Here is a 24,353-nt window from a genome sequence, read left to right as displayed (position 1 = left end):
CTTAATTCCCTCTCAGCTGTCGAACGCCAAATCGATGCTCAATCAAATCGCTACTTTTTACAGATAAGTATTTATGAACCATCTTTGCTGGAACCAGAGTTATGGCTCCAATTTTCTGTGCCATTTCTAGCTTAAGTACCTGTTTAACGGTCAACGCGATAATCAAGCCATATTCTTCATTTGACGAATCATCATCTTCAGAAACGTTCATCGATTGCAAAACCAAAGCCCCGTCAATGATGACGTTGCTCGTTAAGCTATCGATATCGGAATAGCCACTTTCTAATAAATTGGATTGAGATGAGGTTGTGGCAACAAAACTGACGCGATCGCCAGGTTGAATTGGTAGCGCTTCTACAATGCTACTGCCTTGCGACAAGTAGTAATAAGGCACTTGGTCTTTTTTAAGTGAAAGATACATGTAATCTTTTTCACCAGGATTAGAAACCAAGTCTGGTGTTAATTGCATACCTTCTTTGACGTCTTTCGCCCATAGCGCACCTGAATCAATCTTGATGCTCGCGTAAGGAACGTATGAATGCTGTTTTGCTTCCGACTCGGGAAACTCACGAATATCTATTGCATTGGCGTTAACCGGCTCAGCTTTGTTTACAGCTCGATTAACGAATGCGACCTCTACAAACACTTCATTTTCGACCACTGCCACTGGCTCAGGCTGATCAAAAAAATCGCTGACGTAGAAAAAAGCCAAAAACATAGTGATGGCAACAAATACAAAAACTAATGCTCTACTCATAGAATAAAAACCTTAAAAGAGAGGGTTTCCCCTCTCTAAATTTATAACTGGTTAACTTATCCTTGTTTACCGTCAGCTTTATTGCCAGAACCTCCAGCAGAGTTAGCACTTTCCATTGAAGTAGAAATTTTGCCCATCGCGTCATTTAGCGTTGTTTTCAAAGTGCCATCTTTAAATACAAACAGAATAATTGAAGACATTGCTACAGCGATGATTGCGTATTCCACTGCAGTTACACCACGTTTATCTGACTTAAATTTGTTACGGATATTACGAAGTTTAGAATTGATGTTTAAAAGCATGTTTACCTCTATTTCCTTGAATTAATCACTCATTTCGTGAACGTAGAAAATCTACCTCAATAGAAACAATCACACCAATTAAGCTTTTTTATTCATTTATAAATAGTTGTTATAAACACATGTAATCCGTTACATAATAATTTATTATTAGGAAGCAATTGAATTCCAATCTCCCTCCATTAAAATAGTAAAATGAATTATATAAAATTTATCTTTTGGCTAACCTGCCTTACCAGCGTGATGTGTATTTTTTATGGTGATATTCGCTATAGGATTGTGAAGCATCGATTCATTTTTCTTATCAGTGTTACCTCACTAGCTAGCTTGTATTATTCTCCAGCTCCTTTTAATCAAGTTCTGGTGAGTACATGTATTTTTATTGCATTCTTTTTGCTTTGGATGATGAACGTAGTTGGAGGTGGGGATGTAAAATTAATCGGTGCACTATTTTTAGGTGTACATAGTGAATATATGTTATTAGCAATGATTGCTATTGGATTATTGGGCGGAATTCAAATTCTTTTGATGTGGATGACGGCCATTTTTCGTCAAACTCCTCCTTTTAAAAATGGCATTCCTTACACAATACCGATCGGTATTAGTGGACTTTTTTTCTTTTATCTATCCCTTTTTTCTTGACTATAAATACAAACGCCATGCCTATTTATAATAGGCATGGCGTTTTACTACATTACTTCACAACTGGTCAGTAAGGAAGTGGGAGCTTTTCTACTTACCACTCCTTTAGATGTGAGTCGGAAAGTTTCGGTAATCAAACTTCTTAAACGTTCTTGATCAATTTTCTTGGCTGCCGAATCGTTGCACCAAACATACATCTCAATGTATTTTGGTAATAAATATTGGCTACATTTGTGATCACCTAAGGTCCAACTTGGACAAACGACAAACGTGTTTGCTGCTTGTAGTTCGTTAATCATCAGTCGTGATGATGAGGTCGTAAGCCAATGTTTTACCTTAGAAATATCTACACCAAAAGAATCAAGAAGCACCTCGGCATCTCGCCTAGAAAGAGAGTTGCAAAAGACGATTCGCTCGGGATAGCACTCTTCAGGATCAACCGCGCAGTCACAAGCTAAAATGTATTGTTCTCTGTTTAGGGGAAATACACGCCCTTCCACAGATGTGGTATCACCGATGGCAAACACCAAATCGTGGTTTTCTTTATCGACACAATTAAGGTCGCTATAACTTGTCACAGCCAACTCGACGTCGTTATATACTCTGAAAGAACTGATTACTTTTGCGACTAACTCAGGGGCGAATGAATCAGAAATCGCAATAGAATACCGATCAAACATATCAACTTGAGCCAACTCATCAAATAATTGATCATATAACGACATCGTCTGATCCGTATAATCTAGTAATATTTGACCATGTTTAGTCAAGTTAAAACCATCCTTTCGGTCAAAGACTTCTGCGCCTATAGTACATTCAAGTTTTTTAATATGTTGTGAAACGGCTGGTTGGGTTAAATATAGACTTTCTGCAGCTGCAGTAAAACTTCTATGTCTTGCAACATGTGAAAAAGTGCGTAAGTACTTTACATCAATGGTTCGTTTATTAGCTTTCATTTAATTAACACCAAGACCCAATAATTATCCGATAGTTATAATTGTTATACATCCATAAAGCTACACATTGAGCCAGTTAATAATTGGCTTCCCGCTATAACTCAGCGTCTTATTCTACGTCTAACTATTCAACAGTTGTATAAGAAACACGTTGCTTATTTCTCAAATTTGCAACTGATCAGAGGAGATTTATTTTGGTGTAAATGACTGTTTTATTTATTATTTCGCGTTGCGAAATAATTAGTTAAAAAAAGATAATTTTATAATATTGTGTCTTAATCACCCCCTTTATGAGGCCTAAACCCCCCCTTTATATTTCGAGTGACTACTTAATAATATGCATACAGTTTTAATTTATAACAAACGATATACATTATAAGAACGACAATATTATTAATGGAAATTAAGTCATTATAAGTATCCATGTATGTGAGTATAAGCTAACGTTATTAAAAATCAATCTAAAACCAACTCATTTATATTCGAACGAAAATAGCAAACGTTTGCCATTTTCGTTCGAATGACCGAGCAAGCATTAAACGACTAAAGAAATGATAATCTTATTAATAACATTACATGTAGAGTGGCTATAGGTCATAAGATAAATTTATAATTAGACTTTTTCTTGCTTTTTCTTGCGATATTCAAGTGGTGAGCAATCATTTTCTCTCTTGAATATCTGCCTGAAAAATTGTGTATCCACATAACCAGAACGACTAGCGACCTCATCAATGGACAGTTTTGTTGATCTCAACAACTCTTTAGCGAAAGACAAACGACCTAGTTGAATAAACTTAAGTGGACTAATAGAGGTCGCATCTTTAAAACGGCGCTTTAATTGCCTCTCTGACAAACAAGCTTCATTCGCTAGGTCGCTGATGGTAACGATGTCCAAGTCCATAGTAAGAATCCATTTTTGGATTTTAAGAATTAGCTCATCCTTGTGTTGCATGTAGCGAAAGACATCACAATATGAATGCGAGTTTCCACTCCCTTCTATTGTGCTTAAGAATTGGTTACCTAGGTTTCTAGTCTGTTTTCCGAAGTACTCTTCGACAATCTCCAACATGACGTTTGAGTGAGAGTACGGTCCTGAAGATAAGTAGAGATTCCCATCGATGAGCGCTTTCTGCTCAGTCACTAACATGATCTCTGGGAAAAGCTCTCTAAAAAGGTGGGCGAAGTATGAGTGCATTACCGCTTTGTTCTGCTGCAAAAGCCCCGCCTTCGCAACGACAAAAATACCGGTATCAATGGCAACTATTTTGCTGCCTTGTTTATGTAATTTTTTGATCCAATCAACCAGTGCAGGATCAATCTTATCAAGCGATTCTAAGGGGTCTCCTATTGAGCCAATAATTAGTATGTTAGTAAAATCAAAAGATTGCCATTGGGAAGTTGGTTGAACGCTTATCCCTCCTCGACCGCTCAATGGCCGGTTGTTTGGCGTTACGATATGTGTCATGAAACCCGGGAACTCAGCAAACTCAGCCGCTGTTTCTAGGATCTCTAATGAGCTTATTATTGACGCAAAATACCTCCCTGTCGGAGCTAATGCTACGACACGGAGGTTTTTCTTATTGTTTTCCTTCAATCTGCATTCATCCTGTGCATATAAGGCAATGAATTATAATGCTTTTCTACGGAATATCATTCCTTATTATGAATCTGTACAAATTATTACTCTTTGTTCTTAGGCTAATTAGCATCATACACAAAGTAATCCACAAGCCCATTGAGCCACCTTCTTCACTTTTACCAGGATCGGTTTCCGACACAACAGCTTGCTTAACGACCACTTCAACGGTTTTGGTAATGATCGCGCCATCTTTGTCGTTTACCGCCACTTCAAACGTCAGCTTTTCACTTTTCTTGCTGACTTTCGGTAAAGTCACTTCCACATTTGGAGTCTCTGTGGTGGTAAACTTAGCGGTGGTTCCTGAAACTTGGCGCCATTTGAACGAGTGATCAGCTGAGTCAACATCTTTTAGATCAAGGGCTGATAATGTAACTTTGTCGTTTTCTAGGCCCTCTTTACGGCTTGCTTTTACCGCAAACGTTGGTTCATCATTGACCGCTTCAATCGTTATTACAGCCGTTGCAGTGTTAGATTCACGCCCGTTTTCTTTCACAATTGCAAATTCAAACTGGTCGTTACCAAAATAGTTTTCATCACTTTGGTAGGTATCGCCATCTAACTTACCATGCTTAGGCGCGGTTTTAATCACGATGGTGTCACCCTTCTCCAATCCTTGCTGCTGACGCAATTCAAGTGCTAAAGGCTTGTCTTCTTGGGTTTTGTATTGAAGGTTGCTCGCTGTGACAACTGGAGAATTGACGGTGATAACAACTTCACCTTCAGCCGTCGTACCAAAATCGTCAGACACTTGATACTTCATCACTGTTCTCTGCTCAGGAATATCTGAAACAGGTACTGAGTAACGAATTTTCTGCCCAGCAATTTCTGCACTGCCAATCGCTGGTTTTGTTGTGATTTTGTCCAACTTAATGGTGTTATTTGCATCAGAAGAACGATCGTTCGCTAATACATCAATCGTAACGCTTTCACCACTCATCAACGTCACAGAGTCTCTCTGGGCAGTAATGCTCGGTTTTGCTTGAGGTTTTTCTAACAAAGCAGCAAACGGATAGTTACGACCACGACCTTCGCTTAAACCATTCGTCTTGTACGTATTTGTAGTACCGAAAAACTGTTTCTTTTTCTGTCCGTTAGACAAGTAAGCATCCAAGAATGAGTAGCTGTACTCTGGCTTCGCGTTTTCTAACTCAATCACCAACAGCTGTTCGCCGTCATCAATCTCAAATGGTGCAGCAAACATCACTCGACCGCCCGAATCAGGAATCGTACCCGATGACACTTCGACTTGTGTATCAACATTGATAGATGCATTCCCCCAGGGGTTAGTCGTTAAGTCATACTTAAACATGCGGTAGCGCATATCGGCATTTGGCTGAATTGGTTTCGCATACAAGTAGAAACCTACCAATGTCTTGTAACCTTCGTTGTTATCTAACCCAAACCCTATTGTGTTATTGCGTGAGTCTTCATAAACGTAAGTTCTTGACAGTGAGGTGATCCACGCCGATTTATTGTTTGAAGAAGGAATTGACGCTCGTAGCGATCCATTTTGCGCTGTGCTCGCAATATCATTAATTGAGATATTGGTTTCGCGCCCGCCAGTGATTGTTTTTAGCGAAGGCGATGTATCGTCCGTAACTGTCACTACATTGCTTGAACCAGGGAACACGTCCCCCTGATCAGACCAACCACGCGTTTGTAATTCATCAAGTCCATCCGCTTGGAAAACCTGTACTTGCATTGGACCATTGTCGTTAAAGCGATTGTCCACGCTCACTGCTGTGATTAGTAGCCCTTCACCAGATAACGCACGGTCATATTGGTTTTTGCGGCGGTTTTCGAAGTACGCTCTAGGTCCTTGTTGCTTCAAGTAAGGGTCGAGATACATCACTCCCTCGCCTTGTGCCGTTTCAATGGTCGCGGAACCAGAAGTATCAATGACCTTAGGTTTAATGAAACCAGCAGCTTCCTTACTCCATGCCAGCATATTGACCGGAGTTTCCCCTGCGTAGCTATCGCCTTGTTTGCTTGCCCAGCTTCCTCCGCCCATAAGACCCCATTGGCCCACGGAACCAGAATGCTTGTAGGAGTATAAATCCGGTAGTCCAAGCATCAAGTGTCCAAGCTCATGGGCAATGACCCCCATCGTAGACTGATGATTGCCTTGGAAGTCCGCAAACAAACAGTAATCACGGATCGTCTTACCATCGATCTCAACTGTATTGTGACTGAAGCGGTGAGGCCAGATATATGGTGTGTTAATTGAGCCCGCAGATTTATCGTATCCTGCAAATACAAACATCACCGACAGCTCATCAGGGCTAATTTTGTCATCGTTGTTATCGTCGTAAGTCGACAAATCTACGTAACGATCTAACTTATCGTAAGCCGCCTTGAACGCCGCTTTTAGCTTACCATCACACGTCGAATCATTTTTTGAATGGCAATTCGGATGCGCAATGTCCAGCGTAATATCGATAACACCATCATTCGCTGTGCCTTGTGTTTCTCTCGCCGGTTCAACGATATAACGTCCGTAACTGTTCTTGTGGAAGTAGTCTTTGACGCTTTGTTGGTTGTCACCAAAAATTACATCGGTAAAGTCGTTCACAAACGCTTCATCATTGAAGCTTACTTGGACAACCAACAAAGGTTGATGCTTTGGGTCATCTGTCGCGTTAACCGCTCGAAGTGGCGTTTGCTCAAAATAGGCATCACTTAGCGGATCAATACGACTAGAAGGTACTAAAGAGGACGTCGGACTGACTTTTTCTTTTAACAGTGCTTTCACTGATTGTGGTGTTTCTAATTTGGCTTCCACACCAATTGAAGTCGCAACAAAGCGACCATCAACCACTTCGTGTTGACCATAAAACCATCCTGTATCTTCGTCATAGACGTAGATAATGCCTTCCCGGTCTTGATACCAAAAAGATTCTTGGTCGCCATAAAGTTTTAGCTCTTTCCTAGAGCCGTCATTTAATTGGAATTCATGCCAAGTAGGTGCAGGTAACGTATTAGCATGGGCAAAAGAAGCCATCAGTGTACTGATGATCGGAAAATATATTTTTTTCATATACTCGTCGACTAAGGTTAAAAAGTGACGTTATGTATATCAAAATCAATTTTTCCTTCCCAATTAACAATTCTACTAACGTTATAAAAAATGGTTATCTGATTAATATCACATTTAAATATCCTCAAGGATCATAAGACATATTTATTTTCTTATTAAATCCTATTATTTAACTATGGATTAGTAAAAATATATATTTAAATCCCATTTTAATTACAATACTAATTCTATGAAAAATATTACAACCGCATGTCTTCTTTTATCCATGCTTGGTGTTTTAACTGGATGTGGTGGCGATGATTCTTCCGGAGGTGTCACGACGGTTCCTATCGCTGATGTGGATTCCGGCGATAAAAATGATGACACCACTGACGCAGATTCAGATTCAGATTCAGATTCAGATTCAGATTCAGATTCAGATTCAGATTCTACAGCAGATGATGACACTACGGGTGATGATGACTCTACCAAAGACGACGGAACCACTGACGACGATACTGACGTAGATGACGATACCGAGCTTTTCCCACACAAAGGAAAATGTACTGTTACGGAACTTAACCTTGACCGAGTTAATATCGAATCACGTGTCGCCAACAGCGACTACGAGTGTATGAGAACTTGGTTCTCCCCTTCTGCTGAACAAGCAGATACCGTTTTTAGCACATTGAGTGTCACACGAATTAACGCTGGCTTAAAAAAAGCAATTGAAGCTTATAAAGGGAAAAAGGAACAAGCTCAGCAGATTTATTACTTGGGCGAGTTTATCAAAGCAGCGTATAAGAACCGACACGACACGTTTGCACGAGACTTACAGCCTTTCCCTTCGGAATTGGGCGCAGAGATCGCCGCTACGATCCAAGAGTTTTTACGCTCACCACACGCATTAACAGATGGACGTGAACAACAAGAAGCACTGGCATCCATGTTGATTGTTGTTGATAGCATTCGACAGCTCGCCATTGCCGCTCCTGACGTCTTCAACGTTCTCGATAGCTTTTCTCAAGATAAAAGCGAAAGCTATTACTACCGCAAAGCGATCAACAATGTTTTTATCGCTATGGCTGGACACTCTCAAACCAAAGCGTTTTACGACCTTATCGAGTCTGACCCAAGTTATATTCACCGAATGAGTGCTTTTATTACCAATAACGAATGGGCGATTGGCACCGACTCTGAACAATTACTCGGCAACGCCGCCCGAGAGCTCGCTAGACTTGTCAAAACCCAAGATGCGAGCACAAAACAAGTCGTCATCGATACTTTACGTAGCTTGTTGGCACGTTACCCACTCGGTGGTAAATCGGACCGAATATGGGTTGGTATTGCTGAAATGGTCAATGCTTATGCGTCGGATTACCTAGAACAACTCGGGCTTGGTAATGCGAAGCAAGATCTAAAACAGAAAATCATGACATTCAGTTACGACTGTCGTGGACCTGCGCAAATACTCGCTCAGGAAATGACTGAAGCTCAAGCAGTGACAAGCTGCGAAACATTGAACCTGAAAGAAGATGACTTCCACCAAATTGTTAACACGGGATATCAGCCTGTCGCTGATGATCATAGCGACAGTGTTGACGTTATTGTTTTTAAAACCAAAAACGACTATTCAACCTACTCTAGCTTCCTATTCGGTAACACGACCAACAACGGCGGACAATTCCTCGAGCGAGACCCTTCCAAGCAAGGAAATGTACCTCGATTCGTCGCTTATCAAAACGGATGGGATGACGACTTTTCGATTCTAAACTTAGAGCATGAATACATTCACTATTTGGACGGACGATTTAACCAATACGGTGACTTCCACGAGACAATGCGCGAAGGTAGCATCGTTTGGTGGTTGGAAGGCTTCGCTGAATACATGCACTACAAAGACGGCTATACTGCGGCATTAGTACTTGGTAAAGACAAAACTCACACTTTAGATGAAGTGTTCCGTACCAACTACAGCGACGGTTTGAATCGTGTTTACCGTTGGGGCTACCTAGCCGTACGCTTTATGTTAGAAAAGCACCCTGAAGACGTAACCGAGCTTTTGGGATATTCACGTACCGGACAATACAAAGAGTGGGTTAAACTCCTTGAACGACTCGGTCCTGCCTACAATACAGAGTTTCACTCATGGCTAGATGAAGTAACCAAAGACATTGATGACACGGACATTTCTAAGCCGAAGCCAAAAGAAAAACCGAAGAAAATTGAGCTCAATACCAGCGTTCAAGTTAGTGGTGAAAAGTTCGCAGAGAAACTTTTCTTTGTCGACGTGACGCAGAGCTTCAATCAATTGGAAGTATCGATTACCGGTAGCGGTGACGCCGATTTATATGCTTGTTATGACAAAGTCTGTCACTACTTTGAGTACGAGTGGACCAACTTTACTCATGGCAGTAACGAATCCATTTCGATTCCAAAGAATGAAGACGGCACCATAAAAACGGGTCAATACTATTTCAGCATCAGTGGTCGTGACGAGTTCGACGTAGAGCTATCAGTGGTCGCGAAATAAGCCACTCTCAACCTTCATTAAGCACCTGCTTTCCTCACGGTGCTTAATGAACATTAAATATAATTTATAGCGCTATTATAATTCTTAATTTCCTGAAGTAATTACTTTGGATATAAAATGCAAAACAATGCTTAAGTGTAACGTCGTAATATTAAATTGAAAAAGTGAATAATATGCAAAGGAATAAGCCTTACCTGCCTAACTTCAAATTGACTGACTTTGATATAGAAACATTAGTACAACCTATCATTTGCCCTAAAAGTCAAGAAATTCAATATTACGAAACGTTATCGAAGATTTGTACTTTTGACAAAAATAACATTAATAACGACGTCTTCTTTTCAATTGTAGATAATTCGTTTATTCAAACGCTCGCTTTACAGCAAATTCAATTTTCTCTCGCCCAATACCCACACCAGCGACACTCATTTAATATTAAGCTTTCATGTTTGGCTGACGAGCACTTTGTACAAAAGCTCTTAAGCTTCAACGGAGCCAAGTTCGCATTAGAAATCAGTGAGCTTGATTGCTATACCGAATCGAAAGAAATACACCATAACTTGTCGCAGTTACAGGCAAACAACATCGAAATTTGGTTGGATGATTATCATAGCAACAACAAACTCGCCAATATGTCGCTCGACACCATCTTTTGGGACCGTATTAAAATCGACAAAAGCTTCCTCAAGTACGCGGATCTAGAGTCTATACAAGCGTTAGAGTACTTCTTAGCACCATTTTGTTCTCGTGGTTTGATTTTTGAAGGTGTCGAAGACGCTCAGCATCATCAGATGCTTAAAGAGTGCCACTCTTTGGTCCAAGGCTACCACTATTCGCGCCCTTACCCATTGCAGTCTGAAGAAGCTGTTTCGTTGTGTTCTTAACAAACGACTTTCTTTTCCTAGCCATTCCTCCAGATAACGAAACGCCCAAAGATTCCCTCTTTGGGCGTTTTCATTTTCAAGCCGCGTTCAAACTCAATCATCCGTAATCTAGCTAAGGTATTGATCTCAGTTTGCACATCCAATTTATGTTGTTTCAGGTCAAGTAACCACACTATAAACATGGAAACATTACCTTTCTGATACAACACTTAATAAAAAGGAGGTGCGTATGAAAAGATTCAAAAACATCTTGTTCGTTAGCCAAGGATTGGCTGGCAAAAGTGACTCACTGGAACAAGCAATGAAACTTGCCACAATCCATGACGCTCGCTTATCTGGGCTTATCGTGTGCCCTGAGATGCCATCCAATATGCGCGAATACCAACAGACCTACGAAAATTCTCTGATAGACTCACTATTTACTGACATTAAAACCGCACAGTTGAATGATCCTTTCTCTGACGATGTAGAGCCGTTCCCAATCAGCGTTGAGAGTGGTGACAAACCTGTTGTCTCTATCATTCAACAAGTTAATAAACACCACTACGATCTGGTAATCAAAGATGCTGAGCCACTGGACGAGGGAACAAAAGGGTTTAAAGCGCTCGATATGAAATTATTGCGTAAGTGCCCTTGCCCTGTATGGCTAAACCGAGCAGCAAAACATGTAACGGTATCGAAACGAGTGGCGGTGGCTATCGATCCCATCATTTCCAGTGAAGAGCAACAAGAATTAACAGTTCATCTTCTCCAGTTAGCCCACTCCATCGCAGACTCCTACAACCAACAATTGCACATCGTGTCTTGTTGGGAGTATCAGATGGAAAGCTATCTAAGGCATCATATTTGGATTCAGATTGAAGATGAAGTGCTCGACCAACAAATCGATGCTCACCGAATCGCACACCGTGAAGCATTGGATTCCATCATCCAAATTTCTGAAATTGATGGAGAGTTCTTTATCCATCACTTACACGGCTCCGCTGATGAGCAGATACCAAACTGGGTCAATAAAGAGGATGTAGATGTGCTTGTAATGGGCACTATTGCTCGAACGGGCATTCAAGGTATGGTCATTGGTAATACTGCAGAGAATGTCTTGCAGTCACTCGACTGTTCTTTGGTGGCGTTAAAACCAAAGAGTTTCGTTTCTCCCCTTTCGGTTTGATTCAAAACACCAACACCTGGAGGGAATATAAGGACGAAATATGCCTATATGCCCAAGTGACTTCAAGGTATGGATTCTGAGCGTTACGTTAGATTTGAACCCAAGGAACACAGGTTGCAACAGTCATTAAAAAAGGATGCCACTTGGCATCCTTTTGTTTTAAATCACTAAAGCGCAATTAAACGTCGTAAGTTGTCGACGCTGTGTTACCGCCTGTACCAGTCCAGTTTGTATGGAAGAATTCACCACGTGGACGATCCGTACGCTCGTAAGTGTGAGCACCGAAGTAGTCACGTTGAGCTTGAAGCAGGTTAGCTGGTAGACGAGCAGTTGTGTAACCATCTAGGAAAGATAGCGCAGAAATCGTACATGGCATTGGGATACCAGACTCTAGAGATTTCGCTGCTACTTTACGCCATGCCGCTAGGCTGCCTTGTAGGATGTTTTTGAAGTACTCATCAGAACCTAGGAATGCGATATCTGGGTTCGCTTCGTACGCATCACGAATGTTGCCTAGGAACGCAGAACGGATGATACAACCACCACGCCACATTAGTGCTACGTTACCGTAGTTTAGGTCCCAACCATTTTCGTTCGATGCTTCGCGCATTAGCATGAAGCCTTGAGCGTAAGAGATGATTTTAGATGCTAGTAGTGCTTGACGTAGAGCATCAACCCACTCTTGCTTGTCGCCTTCAACTGGTGTGATTGTCTTACCGAATAGAGACTCAGCTTCAACACGTTGGTCTTTCAATGCAGATAGGCAACGAGAGAATACAGATTCAGAGATAAGAGTCAGTGGAATACCTAAGTCTAGTGCGTTGATACCAGTCCATTTACCAGTACCTTTTTGGCCCGCTGTATCTAGGATCTTCTCTACTAGTGGTTCACCGTCTTCATCTTTGTAGCCAAGGATGTCAGCAGTGATTTCAACAAGGTAGCTATCTAGCTCAGTCTTGTTCCAATCTGCGAATACAGCTTGCATCTCATCTGCGGACATACCAAGACCATCTTTCATGAACTGGTAAGCTTCAGTGATAAGCTGCATGTCGCCGTATTCGATACCGTTGTGTACCATCTTAACGAAGTGACCTGCACCATCGTTACCAACCCAGTCACAACAAGGCTCACCAGCGTCAGTTTTCGCTGCAATACCTTGGAAGATAGGCTTAACAGCTTCCCATGCTTCAGCAGAACCACCAGGCATAATAGATGGACCAAAACGAGCACCTTCTTCACCACCAGATACACCAGTGCCGATGAAGTGGATGCCTTTTTCACGTAGTGCAGCAACGCGACGGTTTGTATCTGGGTAATTAGTGTTACCACCGTCAATAATGATGTCGCCTTTGTCTAGTAGAGGTACTAGAGCTTCGATGAACTTGTCTACAACTTCACCTGCGCGAACCATCAACATCACTTTACGTGGCGCTTCTAGCTTCTCTACTAGTTCTTCTAGAGAGTATGCACCGATGATGTTTGTGCCTTTCGCCGGACCTTCCAGGAACTCGTCTACTTTAGCAGCAGTACGGTTGTGAGCCACAACTTTGAAGCCGTGGTCGTTCATGTTTAGGATAAGGTTTTGACCCATTACAGCAAGGCCGATTACACCGATATCACCTTTCATTGTTTCTCTCCAATTGTCTTTTATTCGACCAGCGACCGTCTTAAACGATTTTCGCCGCTGCGTCTAAATCTAAATACCATTCCGTCAGACCCGATGTCGCTTGGATCTTCGCCGCCGGATATGGAAGTACGCGTGCTGGTGAGCTGTTAATCTCTTCAATGATATCTGCTTTACCAGCACCAAGTACTAAGTAACTGATGCGCTTCGCTGCTTCTAATACGCGTGCCGTCTTTGATACGCGAATCTGACCAGACTCAGGATGAGACGCCAACACTGATAGGTTCTCATCATCGTAGTTTGTCTGACCTGGGAACAGTGATGCAGTATGACCATCTGCGCCAACACCAAGCAAGATCCAATCAAACACAGGAGTGCCATTTTCAGTTGGAATCACTTCTGCCATCTCTTTCGCAAAACGTTCTGCTTCTACTTTTGGCTCTTCTTCACCACGGATACGGTGAATGTTCTCAGCAGGAATATTGACCTGCGTAAAGAGTAGAGCATTTGCTTCGCCATAGTTGCTTTCTGCATCATCAGGCGCAACGCAGCGCTCATCACCCCACCAGAAGTGGAGGTTTTGCCACTGAATTGACGTCGCGTAAACCTCTGTTGCCAGAAGCTTAAACAGCATTTTAGGTGTGCTGCCGCCAGAAAGAGAGATGTGAACAGGTCGGCCCATTTCGCTAAACGCTTTCATATCGTTAGCAAGGCTTTCTACTACCTGCTCTGCTGTTTGGTAGATCTTGTGGTTGATCATAGTTCGCAGTAGTCCGTGTCTGTTAGGTTTTTACAAGGGAAACGCCATGCGCGGTTAGCTCGCTGTAGCAAGTCGTCCGCTTCTTTTGGTCCCCATGTACCACATGCGTATCCGAATAGCGCTTGTGGGTCTTGCTTGAAATCTAGAATTGGTTGCACGTATTTCCAACACGCTTCAACCGCATCGCTACGAGCAAATAGCGTCGCATCACCGTTTAGGGCATCAAGAAGTAGACGCTCATAAGCAGTCAGCATTTGGGTTTCTTGCAGATCAGCGTAATGGAAGTTCATTTTCACTTCCTTCGCCTTAAAGCCTGCGCCCGGCTCTTTCAGACCAAAGCTCATTTGGATGCCTTCGTCTGGCTGAATACGAATAATCAGCTTGTTCTCTGGTGCGTTTTGTCCAAACACTGGGTGTGGTGTTTGTTTAAAGTGGATAACCACTTCTGTCACGCGAGTCGGTAGACGCTTACCTGTACGTACGTAGAAAGGCACGCCATTCCAACGCCAGTTGTTGATGTAAGCTTTCAGACCGATGTAAGTCTCAGTACGAGAATCGTCTGCTACGCCGTTCTCTTCACGGTAACCTGGGAGTTGTTGACCACGAACTTCAGACGCCGTGTACTGACCCAATACAAGGTCGTTGCGAAGTGCGTCTTCATCCAGTGGTTTAAGACACTGAAGCACTTTCACAACTTCATCACGCATCGCGTCAGCATTAATTTGTGCAGGCGGCTCCATACCAACCATTGCCAGTACTTGTAGCAAGTGGTTTTGGAACATGTCGCGTACAGCACCTGAACCATCGTAGTAACCGCCACGCTCTTCTACGCCTAAGAATTCTGCGCCTGTGATTTCCACGTAATCAATGAAGTTACGGTTCCACAACGGCTCAAACATAGCGTTAGAGAAACGAAGTACAAGCAGGTTTTGAACCGTTTCTTTACCTAGGTAGTGGTCGATGCGGTAGATCTGATGCTCTTGGAAGTGTTCGTGGATCTCTTTATCCAGTGAACGCGCTGATTCAAGGTCGTAACCGAATGGTTTTTCAATGATCAGACGCTTCCAACCATCTTCCTCATTGTTCAGACCGTGAGCTGCAAGGCTTGCAGGAATCACGCTGTATAGGCTTGGTGGTGTTGCAAGATAGAAAAGCGTATTACGTTGTTCGAATTGGTATTCGTTTGCCAGTTGGTCTAAGCGTGTCGCCAACTTGCTATAATCTTGTGTGTCAGAAGTATTGATTGCTTGGTAATGCAGATGATTGATAAATGCATTAAGCGTTTCTGGCTCAGTTTTCTCCATTTCCTGAAGCGATTTTTTCAGCTTTTCGCGGTAAGAATCGTCGCTGTACTCAGTACGACTTACGCCAAGAATGGCAAAATTCTCTGGAAGCTGTTTGTTCGCATAGAGGTGGTAGAGAGCAGGAATTAACTTACGGTACGTAAGGTCACCTGAAGCACCAAAAATAACGATGCTGCTGTTTTCTGGTATTACCATCATCTTTCCCTTAAAAACGAGGTACTTATTGTGTGCCCGGATACGGCTAAAGGATTGAGCCAACCCTATCAATGGCACTCAAAAATAGAAAATTGGTCTTACCTATTACGTTGATAGGTAAAGCCTATAGTCTCAAATCACTACAACTACTGAGCCCCTTAAACATAGTCAGGTTCTCAACATTTGGAGGTCATATAAGACGCTTATGTCTCTCGAGTACAACCTTGCACTCTTCGGAGGAGATTTCCGACACGGGGGCGTATTGTCTACGACTATTTGATTTACATCAACACTTGGCGGTGCAAACGTTTAAATAATTTACACAAATCATCATAATCAATTGAATTAAAAGAAATAAATACCCTGCCCGGTCTAGTGATGAAATTTAAGCAAAAACTCTAAAAAGATTATTTATTGTTCAACTTTGCAATCCATTACATAAGCTCTGTGCACTATGCAGAATTTACAACTCTACTTCATAGTTGTTGATAATGATACTTAATTAAAGATAATGGAGTATTCTATCAACACACGTTAGGACTGCTATGAATCAGGGCTCAGCAAAACAGCAATCGACGCATCGTATTCAAGGCGTATTGGATTACATTCATAGTAATCTTGATTCCCCTTTGAGCGTTGATGACATCTCGCAACAAAGTTGCTGGTCTCGCTGGCAGTTGCAGCGCGTGTTTCAGCAGCAAACAGGACTTTCGGTTGCAAACTACGTTAGAGAGCTTAAGTTAAGCTACGCAGCAGAGCGATTAGTCGGCGGAAGTGAGCGCTCTTTGGATATTGCGCTGGAAATGGGGTTTGCCTCCGAGCACGCATTCAGCCGCGCATTCAAGCAGATGTTTTCTGTCAGCCCTCGCGAATATAGAAAGAACCAACAGTTATCAGGGTTACGTAAACCATTTACGTTACGCCACCTTCCAGAAGCGTCGCACAATGACGGGCACTTTATCGAAGTAAAGATAGAAACGAAACCAAGCTTTTATCTACAGGGGCTTTCTCAACCAATCAGCGGTTTGTTCTCCCCTTCTCCAAACTTCCATTACAAAGTCCCGCAGTTGTGGCTTCAGCTTTCTCTTATTGCCGATCAAGTCGAAGAGCCACCAGTTCGCCATCTCGGTGTTATTGATGTTACCCACCCTCACTTTGATGGTTCGAATCTTCAATATTGGGCAGGTTATGAACTCGACGACAATGTCCATTTACCAAGCATTCCAAATGCAGTGTCCGATCAACTAGAGACATTATTCGTACCACAGCAAACTTATGCCGTGATCACTCACATCGGTAAGGCAGCGAAACTTGCGCAAACCCTTGAGTGGTTCATCATGTGCTGGTTACCTGCTTCAAATTATCGCGGTGTCGATGGGTATGAGCTTGAAAATTATCCGGCAGACTACCAGCCAAACAGTGATAACGCCCAAATGCAATACTGGTTACCCGTAGAGCGTTGTTACAGCCGATACTCGAAGTAAGAGAAAAGTCCTATCCTTTAGAGCGAGTTGCACCAAATTGTTAACTTTTCTATTTTTCCTATCTATAAAATACAAATAACAATCATTATCAATAACTAGAAAAAGTAGTGGAATCAGGAAAAATGGAAACCCCGATTAAATTTCATCGCTCAACACTTGCAGTTGTTGTTTCTGCGCTGATCGCAGGACACGCTGTTGCTGACGAAGACGTAACTCAACTCGAAACAATGACCGTATTAGGTGAGACTTACCGAAATACGGCAACAAAAACGTCATTAGAACCAGAAGAAACCCCACAGGCAATCACCATCATTACCAAGGATGAGATGGATTTACGCGGAGTGAGCACGGTCAGCGAAGCACTTCGTTACTCATCTGGTGTAAATACCGAACTGCGCGGTGGTGCCGTTACGCGTCTAGACCTATTCAATATCCGCGGTTTCATTAACTACACCAACTTCTACGATGGTCTCCCTCTCCTATTCAACGGCTGGAACTTACAGCCACAAATTGATGCAGCTGCAGTAGAGCAAGTTGAAGTCTTCAAAGGACCAACGTCTGTTTTATATGGAAACATTCCACCAGGCGGCATGGTCAACATCATTGCAAAAACTCCGCAATCTGAGCCAGCTAACACGGTATCAGTCAGTACCGGCACCAACAGCCTGAAAGAGCTTAACTTCGACACCACTGGTCAAATCGGTGATTCAAACGTGAACTACCGCATCGTAGGGTTGGCGAAGCAGCGAGATGGTCAAGCAGAGACATCAGAAGACGAACGTTATCTGATTGCACCTTCATTCGACTGGCAAGCGACAGACAACACGCTTGTTAATGTTAACGTGTACTACCAAAACGATCCTTCGGCAGGTATTTACACCACCGTACCAGCAGCGGGTTCCGTTCTCGATAATCCACTCGGTTCGTTGTCTCCTGATACTTACTTGGGCGACAAAAACTGGAATACCTATGAACGTGAAGTGTTGATGGTTGGCTACAAAATTCTGCACGACTTCAACAACAACTGGCAGTTCTTGCAAAATGCACGTTACATGACGGCTGACTCGTACCAAGAAAACACGTACAACAGCCCATTAGCCGCTGATAATCGCACGATTGGTCGTAATGCTTACCTCACAGATGAAGAGTCAACTTCATTTGTGATTGATAACCAGTTATCTGGCTACGTTGCCCATGGCAATTTCGAGCATAACTTGCTAATTGGGTTAGATTACCAATACCTAGATTCTGATGTGAAATACAAAGACACCTTAGGTTACTCGCTTACGCAAGACATCTTTAATCCTAATCACAACCAGATTGACCGCGACGCTCTAAAGTTCGCTTACCAGCAAGCATTGGACATCAAGACGAAACAGCTTGGCGTTTACTTTCAAGACCAGCTTCGCTACAGAAATCTTGTGATGATTGCTGGACTTCGCTGGGATAAATACGAATCCGACACCAACACTGTGAGTGATTACCTAGGCACAGTCACACCGAGCAAGGAAAAGCTTGATGAAAACAACGTATCTTTCCGAGTTGGTGCGTTATACGAGCTTGATTTTGGTCTGTCTCCTTACCTGACTTACTCAGAGAGTTTTGAACCAATCGCGGGGGCTGATGCATCAGGTAAAGCGTTCGACCCTTCTACTGGTCATCAATGGGAGCTGGGCTTCAAATACGCCCCTCTGGGTGGTGACGTATCAGGCAACCTAGCGCTGTTCCATATCACCAAGAAAAACGCGATCTTGACCGATCCTAACAACCCATACGCACCGCAATACCAAGCTGGTGAAGTGGTTTCTCAAGGTGCAGAGCTAGAAGCGAAATGGCAAGCAACACCGCAAGCTGACCTAACGCTAAACTACACCTATATCAATATGGAAATTAAAGAAGACAGCTATTACCACCAAGAAGGCAAAACGCCAGTGTGGGTACCAGAACAAACCGCTTCTTTATGGGCAAATTACTACTATGAAGGTACTTTAGCAGGGCTTCGCACTAGTGCTGGCGTTCGTTACGTAGGTAAAACAGAAATGGATGCACAAAATAGTGACCAAGTGCCAGATTACACCTTGGTTGACCTAGCGGCGAGCTATGACTTATCGGCGGCTTCACAATCACTCGACGGCGCAAGCGTCACGCTGTCTGCGAGCAATATCTTTGACGAGGAATACTACAGCTGTTACGACAAGAACAACTGTTGGTTTGGTGCTGAACGATCTATCGAAGCGAAGCTTGAGTACAAGTTCTAACGCCTAACAAGCCGCTCAAACAAGTTCTTTTTCGAGAACATAAAAACAAACTGTATATTTCACAAATCAAAAGCGGTGGCTACCAATAAGCCACCGCTTTTCATTTCTCTTAGCTTTTACTACAGAGCGCTTCTGAACAGTATTTAAAGTTCGAGTTGAGTTACCTTGTCACTTTTCTGTAGCAACGCTCAGGTCGCCCTACTGTGCCATAGTTTAAGTCTGCCTCTAATTCACCAGAACTGATCAAGTATTCCAAATAACGTCTGGCCGTTGTTCGGCTGGCACCAATTTGCTCTCCAGCTTCATCCGCCGTATACATCTCTTCACCGACGAACAATCCTCGAATTTTATCCAAAGTCACCCCATCAATCCCTTTGGGCAATCTTTGCGACGACGCGTCTGATGCCACATTTGATTGCAGCATCTTATCAACTAAATTCTGGTCCAAGCTTTCTGCGACATTGAGTTGTTGGCGTTGCGAAATGTACTTTTGCAATGCGACCTCCAACCTTGGAAACATCACTGGCTTAAGCAGATAATCGACTACCCCGCCTCGCATTGCTTGTTGTAGTGTATCTACGTCTCTTGCCGCGGTAATTAAAATCACATCACAAGTTTGATTGTTCGCACGCAACGTATTGAGGATCTCTAATCCTGTTCCATCGGGTAAGTACACATCCATGAGCAGCAAATCAGGCTTGAGCACCTCAAGCTGTAACTCTGCTTCCATCCGTGTCGTTGCAATGCCCACCACTTCCAAGCCGGAGAGTTGGCTCAGATATTTATGATGTAGCTCTGCAATGGCAATATCATCCTCGATGATCATGACTCGCGTTGCCGTATTCATACTTGTTCTTCCTTAGGCAAATACACGGTAATTCTCGTTCCATGTTCTGTATTTGGTAGCATCTCAACATAACCGTGATAACGCGTCGCCAGTTGATTAACAAGATGCAATCCCACACCTCGATTCTGACGCGACTTGGTTGAAATGCCCTTTTTCAAGAGCTCTTGTGGCTCAATGTTTTCCGGTAGTCCACACCCTTGGTCGACAACCTCTAAAATCACTTCGTTGCCATAATCACTGATCGACACATCAATGCTGCGGCGCTCTAATGCAAACGCAGATTCAACACGAATAGCAGACAGCGTCGCATCGAAAGCGTTGTCGATTAGGTTGCCAAGTACCGTGACCAGATCTTCTGCACTTAACCACTCAGGTAATGGCTCCAATCGACTGCCTTCTTCTACCACTAACTGTAATCCCAGTTCACGTGCACGCTCGGTTTTACCCAGTAACATGCCAGCAATAAGCGGGTCTTTGATGGTATCGCGTAAAAATTCTATCATCGCTTGATAGTGCGCTGTCTCTTGCCCAATCAATTGTTGAACCGCTTCGAGTTCCCCCATCTGAACCAATCCGCTGATCGTATTAAGCTTATTTCTGTGCTCGTGAGTCTGAGAGCGAAGCAAATCGGCGTATTCTTTAGTTTGCGAAAGCTGTTCAGTAAGTTCGTTTATTTCATCACGCAGACGGAAACTGGAAACCGCACCGACGATTTTTCCTTCGACGTAGATTGGCGAACGGTTGGCAATTAAACGCTTGTGATTAAGGAAGATCTCGATATCGTGATCTTCTTGCCCTGTTTCCAGCACGGTATACAAATCGCTGTCTCGCAGGGTATCTGTCAGCGGTTTATTCAGAGCCGATTCCCTTTCAATACCTAAAATCTGACACGCACTTCGGTTGATGGAACGCAATACACCTTGGGCATCAATACTTAATACCCCTTCTTTAATAGTGCTCATGGTGACGTCGAGTTCACCGTACAAACGTCCAATTTCCTCTGGTTCAAAACCCAAAATGGCACGCTGAAATTTTCGGGATGCATAGTTGGAAACAATCGCGTTGGCAGCAACAACGATCAATGCCATTAAGATAAGGAATGCAAAGAAAGGCTCGATGCGGTCTTGTAAGCGTTCCAGCAAATAACCGACCGAAACCACACCAATGATGTTGCCTTGTTGATCGAAAATTGCCGCTTTACCACGGACGGAATAACCCAATGATCCTTGAGCGGTCGAGATGTATGACTTACCTTCCACCAGCGCTCGTTGGTTGTCGCCGCCTTTCATTGGCTTACCGATGCGCTCGTCGACAGGGTGAATCAAACGCACACCATTTTTATCCCCAATCACAATGAACGCAGCACCAAGTGCCTCAGTCATTTCACGAAACCGCTGTTGATAAGGATCGGTATTCTGAGACTCAATCATTTCGCGAACAATATGAGAAGTAGACAAGAAACGAGCAACGCCAAGCGCTTTCTCCCCCATCTCTTGTTCTTGGTCGAATTTTAGGTAGGTAAAGCCCGCAGCCACCAGAATAAGAAGTTCGATCAAACCCGACAGCGTCATAATAATAAGCATGCGCTTACGAAAGCTGATCCGACTCCAACTCATTGATATTTCCTTTATCTTCGCCAGTTTTCCACGTCATTGCGGCACACTTGCCTAAGTTAACACTGAGTTAACATGCTCGCTCTAATCAAATGACAAATCTGTGAACAGACGAAACGTTCTGAACGGTTTACGGTTAATTTATAGGCGTGCCGTGCTTTCTTCAGTTCGAACAAAACCGTTCCAACACTTAGCTTTGTCACTCATGGCTCATTTAGCGCATTTATAGCCGCCGTGAAATATCAAAATTCAATCATAATGCTAACGAAATAATGTTGTAATTTATTCAACATCATACATAAATTGCCATCTAAATCTTGAACATGATCACACCAAATTTAGCGGTTTTTGAGGCGTTTTTAGACTTTCGATCGTATAATTTTTAGTCAAGAAGCCTAGCAGAGCTTCGAACAAAGAAAGCAGCCAACTGGAAGTCTATTTAACGCTCAACACTTGCGTCAGTAAATTGAAGATACATTGATAAAAATACAAATACTGACCGTAGGACAACCACTTAGACACCATCTGCAATTGCAATAACTATAAACAGAGGTGCTTTTATAGTTAGAAGGAACACCAAAACATGGAACGCGATACATTTGGAATTTGCCTGAATAAGGCTATGCTGTCAGAGAATATGTATTCAACGTTTACGCACGTCAGGGCTTATGAAAAGAGTGACACCAGTTCTTCTGATCTCAAGGTGCTGCTTTCATTCCCACAGATGAGTGGTAAAGACTTACTGAATACTATGCGAGGCTCTCGTCAGCTTGAGTGGAGAGCAGAATTTCACTGCCCTTCGATGAAGTGAATCAGTACAAGTCACACAACAACGGTGCGTCCAGCTAAGCCCCACTTAACTGGGCGCAACATTTAACCAACATTTCTTTTGCCCAATCACTTAACACTTTGTAGTGAATACTTTATATTAGAGCTTATACTCTAAAGCAAAGTAGCCACTATGAAACAAACCGGAAAGTTCTGGATTTTGGGTCTTCTCAGCAGCTCAATTTCTCTTGCCTGTCACTCGGCTCCCATCACATTCGATGATGCATGGAATTTGTTGTTAGAAAACAACTATTCCCTTAAAGCACAACGTGCCAATGTTGAAAGCTACGAATACCAACAAAGCGCAACTGATAACCTCAATTTGCCGCAAGTCAGTATTGGTGCGAACTACACACGCTTAGATACCGACGTAACACTGTCTGGTCAGCAAATTCTCGACAGCACTGGGGGACATAATATACCTTTGCCTCCTCCGCTCTTAGGTATGATCGCTAACACTACCTCTACCATTACCGAACGCGACATCTTCTCTTCTTCGATTCGTGCTATCTGGCCGATATTTACTGGCGGTCGCATCAATGCAGCTCAAACCGCCGCAGAAGGTAAAACGGACGAGGCAAAAAGCCAACTCGCAATGGAGCAGCAAGCCCGCTTTGAAGATCTCTCTAAATACTACTTTTCTGTCGTTCTCGCCAAAGAAGTATTAGCAACGCGTCAAGCGGTAGAAAAAGGCTTAACCAAACATCGTGACTTTGCAATTAAGATGGAAGAACAAGGCCAAATTGCTCGCGTTGAACGCCTTCAAGCCGAAGCTTCACTAGACAAAGCCAAGGTTGAGACGCGCAAAGCCGCCAGTGACCTGAGTATTGCCCAAGCGGCTTTGGGCAAGATCTTAGCGCAGAGCGATTCAGTAGAACCTTCAGAAACGCTGTTTATTAACAACAACCTTCCACCGTTGAGTGCGTTTGTTGATCAAACACTACTGACCTACCCCGGCTTAGATTTGTTGGATGCCAAGCACAAACAAGCGTCGAGCTTAATCAAAGCCGAGAAAGGCAAATACTATCCGGAAGTTTACCTATACGGTGATTACAGCCTATATGAAGACGATTCCCTTGCCAGCCAAATGAAACCGGATTGGCTAGTGGGTGTTGGCGTTAACATCCCTCTGATTGAGTCCACTGGTCGTAGCGAGAAAGTAAAAGCAGCACAAAGCATGGTCACCCAAGTTGATGCGCTGAAATCACAAGCGAAGCAAGACTTGTCGCTTCTGGTACAAAAGACCTACCTAGAAGCACAACAAGCCATTGATGAAGTGCAAGGTCTAGAATCTAGTATCGCCCTTGCGGACGAGAACCTACGCTTGCGCGAAAAAGCCTTCACTCAAGGTTTATCGTCATCTTTGGATGTGGTCGACGCACAACTGTATGTCGCCAGCGTAGAAACACAGCAATCAGCGGCACGTTTCCGTTATCTGATTTCTTTAACCAAACTATTAGCACTGAGCAGCGAAATGAACAGCTTCGCTCAATACCAACATACTGCTTACGTTCCAGCATCAGCATCCAAAGAGGCAAAATAAGTC

At 43.1% G+C, this 24,353-nt stretch carries 18 protein-coding genes; 8 read left to right on the top strand and 10 right to left on the bottom strand.

Annotated features, from left to right (window positions below):
- Position 1 precedes the first annotated feature (1 nt).
- Together ABMY42_RS21800 and ABMY42_RS21795 are read right to left on the bottom strand one after the other, a co-directional pair.
- On the bottom strand, positions 2 to 757 hold the full coding sequence (locus tag ABMY42_RS21800; RefSeq protein WP_009697505.1) for a pilus assembly protein CpaB: 756 nt from the start codon (positions 755 to 757) through the stop codon (positions 2 to 4).
- 56 nt (positions 758 to 813) lie between these two features.
- The gene (locus ABMY42_RS21795; RefSeq protein ID WP_009697504.1) at positions 814 to 1,059 is read right to left on the bottom strand and encodes a Flp family type IVb pilin; all 246 of its coding nucleotides are present in this window, start codon (positions 1,057 to 1,059) and stop codon (positions 814 to 816) included.
- Between the two features lie 192 nt (positions 1,060 to 1,251).
- Here ABMY42_RS21795 and ABMY42_RS21790 point away from each other — a divergent pair, with 192 nt between their 5' ends.
- On the top strand, positions 1,252 to 1,698 hold the full coding sequence (locus tag ABMY42_RS21790; protein ID WP_017818101.1) for an A24 family peptidase: 447 nt from the start codon (positions 1,252 to 1,254) through the stop codon (positions 1,696 to 1,698).
- A gap of 47 nt (positions 1,699 to 1,745) precedes the next feature.
- Here the strand turns inward: ABMY42_RS21790 and ABMY42_RS21785 are convergent, their stop codons facing one another.
- The 3 genes from ABMY42_RS21785 to ABMY42_RS21775 form a co-directional block, all read right to left on the bottom strand.
- Complete coding sequence (locus tag ABMY42_RS21785) at positions 1,746 to 2,654, bottom strand: LysR family transcriptional regulator (RefSeq protein WP_050907269.1); 909 nt, start codon at positions 2,652 to 2,654, stop codon at positions 1,746 to 1,748.
- Positions 2,655 to 3,267: 613 nt separating this feature from the next.
- Positions 3,268 to 4,248, bottom strand: a complete 981-nt coding sequence (locus tag ABMY42_RS21780) for a helix-turn-helix domain-containing protein (protein ID WP_050908936.1) — start codon at positions 4,246 to 4,248, stop codon at positions 3,268 to 3,270.
- A gap of 46 nt (positions 4,249 to 4,294) precedes the next feature.
- A complete protein-coding gene (locus ABMY42_RS21775; protein WP_349266794.1) occupies positions 4,295 to 7,330 on the bottom strand; it encodes a M6 family metalloprotease domain-containing protein in 3,036 nt (1,011 codons plus the stop codon).
- A gap of 265 nt (positions 7,331 to 7,595) precedes the next feature.
- On the opposite strand from ABMY42_RS21775, the gene ABMY42_RS21770 reads away from it, so the two are divergent.
- The 3 genes from ABMY42_RS21770 to ABMY42_RS21760 all read left to right on the top strand — a co-directional run bounded on the left by ABMY42_RS21770 (position 7,596) and on the right by ABMY42_RS21760 (position 11,894).
- Positions 7,596 to 9,842 carry a collagenase gene (locus tag ABMY42_RS21770; protein WP_349266810.1) on the top strand — a complete coding sequence of 749 codons (2,247 nt, stop codon included), beginning with the start codon at positions 7,596 to 7,598 and terminating at the stop codon, positions 9,840 to 9,842.
- A gap of 173 nt (positions 9,843 to 10,015) precedes the next feature.
- Complete coding sequence (locus ABMY42_RS21765; RefSeq protein ID WP_005445992.1) at positions 10,016 to 10,726, top strand: EAL domain-containing protein; 711 nt, start codon at positions 10,016 to 10,018, stop codon at positions 10,724 to 10,726.
- A gap of 229 nt (positions 10,727 to 10,955) precedes the next feature.
- Positions 10,956 to 11,894 (top strand): universal stress protein, encoded by a 939-nt coding sequence (locus tag ABMY42_RS21760; RefSeq protein WP_009697497.1) that lies wholly within the window; start codon positions 10,956 to 10,958, stop codon positions 11,892 to 11,894.
- Positions 11,895 to 12,072: 178 nt separating this feature from the next.
- On the opposite strand, the gene gnd is transcribed toward ABMY42_RS21760, so the two are convergent.
- Genes gnd through zwf form a run of 3 tightly spaced genes read right to left on the bottom strand, consistent with a single transcriptional unit; the run spans position 12,073 to position 15,777 of the window.
- Positions 12,073 to 13,521, bottom strand: a complete 1,449-nt coding sequence (gene gnd / locus ABMY42_RS21755) for a decarboxylating NADP(+)-dependent phosphogluconate dehydrogenase (RefSeq protein WP_005445995.1) — start codon at positions 13,519 to 13,521, stop codon at positions 12,073 to 12,075.
- 40 nt (positions 13,522 to 13,561) lie between these two features.
- Complete coding sequence (gene pgl / locus ABMY42_RS21750) at positions 13,562 to 14,278, bottom strand: 6-phosphogluconolactonase (RefSeq protein WP_009704055.1); 717 nt, start codon at positions 14,276 to 14,278, stop codon at positions 13,562 to 13,564.
- Positions 14,275 to 15,777 (bottom strand): glucose-6-phosphate dehydrogenase, encoded by a 1,503-nt coding sequence (zwf, locus tag ABMY42_RS21745; RefSeq protein WP_005445999.1) that lies wholly within the window; start codon positions 15,775 to 15,777, stop codon positions 14,275 to 14,277. The genes pgl and zwf overlap by 4 nt, the downstream gene beginning before the upstream one ends.
- Positions 15,778 to 16,322: 545 nt before the next feature.
- Here zwf and ABMY42_RS21740 point away from each other — a divergent pair.
- Both ABMY42_RS21740 and ABMY42_RS21735 read left to right on the top strand, forming a co-directional pair.
- The gene (locus ABMY42_RS21740; RefSeq protein WP_009697495.1) at positions 16,323 to 17,261 is read left to right on the top strand and encodes a helix-turn-helix domain-containing protein; all 939 of its coding nucleotides are present in this window, start codon (positions 16,323 to 16,325) and stop codon (positions 17,259 to 17,261) included.
- A gap of 122 nt (positions 17,262 to 17,383) precedes the next feature.
- On the top strand, positions 17,384 to 19,519 hold the full coding sequence (locus ABMY42_RS21735; RefSeq protein WP_349266793.1) for a TonB-dependent siderophore receptor: 2,136 nt from the start codon (positions 17,384 to 17,386) through the stop codon (positions 19,517 to 19,519).
- Positions 19,520 to 19,679: 160 nt separating this feature from the next.
- On the opposite strand, the gene ABMY42_RS21730 is transcribed toward ABMY42_RS21735, so the two are convergent.
- Entirely contained in the window at positions 19,680 to 20,366 is a 687-nt protein-coding gene (locus ABMY42_RS21730; protein WP_050941175.1) for a response regulator, read from the bottom strand.
- Positions 20,363 to 21,982, bottom strand: a complete 1,620-nt coding sequence (locus ABMY42_RS21725; RefSeq protein WP_349266792.1) for a sensor histidine kinase — start codon at positions 21,980 to 21,982, stop codon at positions 20,363 to 20,365. The genes ABMY42_RS21730 and ABMY42_RS21725 overlap by 4 nt, the downstream gene beginning before the upstream one ends.
- Before the next feature lie 580 nt (positions 21,983 to 22,562).
- On the opposite strand from ABMY42_RS21725, the gene ABMY42_RS21720 reads away from it, so the two are divergent.
- The gene (locus tag ABMY42_RS21720; RefSeq protein ID WP_005446009.1) at positions 22,563 to 22,790 is read left to right on the top strand and encodes a hypothetical protein; all 228 of its coding nucleotides are present in this window, start codon (positions 22,563 to 22,565) and stop codon (positions 22,788 to 22,790) included.
- A 150-nt stretch (positions 22,791 to 22,940) separates the two neighbouring features.
- Entirely contained in the window at positions 22,941 to 24,350 is a 1,410-nt protein-coding gene (locus tag ABMY42_RS21715; protein WP_069687162.1) for a TolC family protein, read from the top strand.
- The last annotated feature ends 3 nt before the right edge of the window (positions 24,351 to 24,353 follow it).

It is taken from the genome of Vibrio sp. SSH13-20 (assembly GCF_040104475.1).
GTDB lineage: Bacteria > Pseudomonadota > Gammaproteobacteria > Enterobacterales > Vibrionaceae > Vibrio > Vibrio harveyi.
The sequence above is the reverse complement of the archived record's forward strand: the minus strand, read 5'-3'. Positions and strand labels throughout refer to the sequence as shown.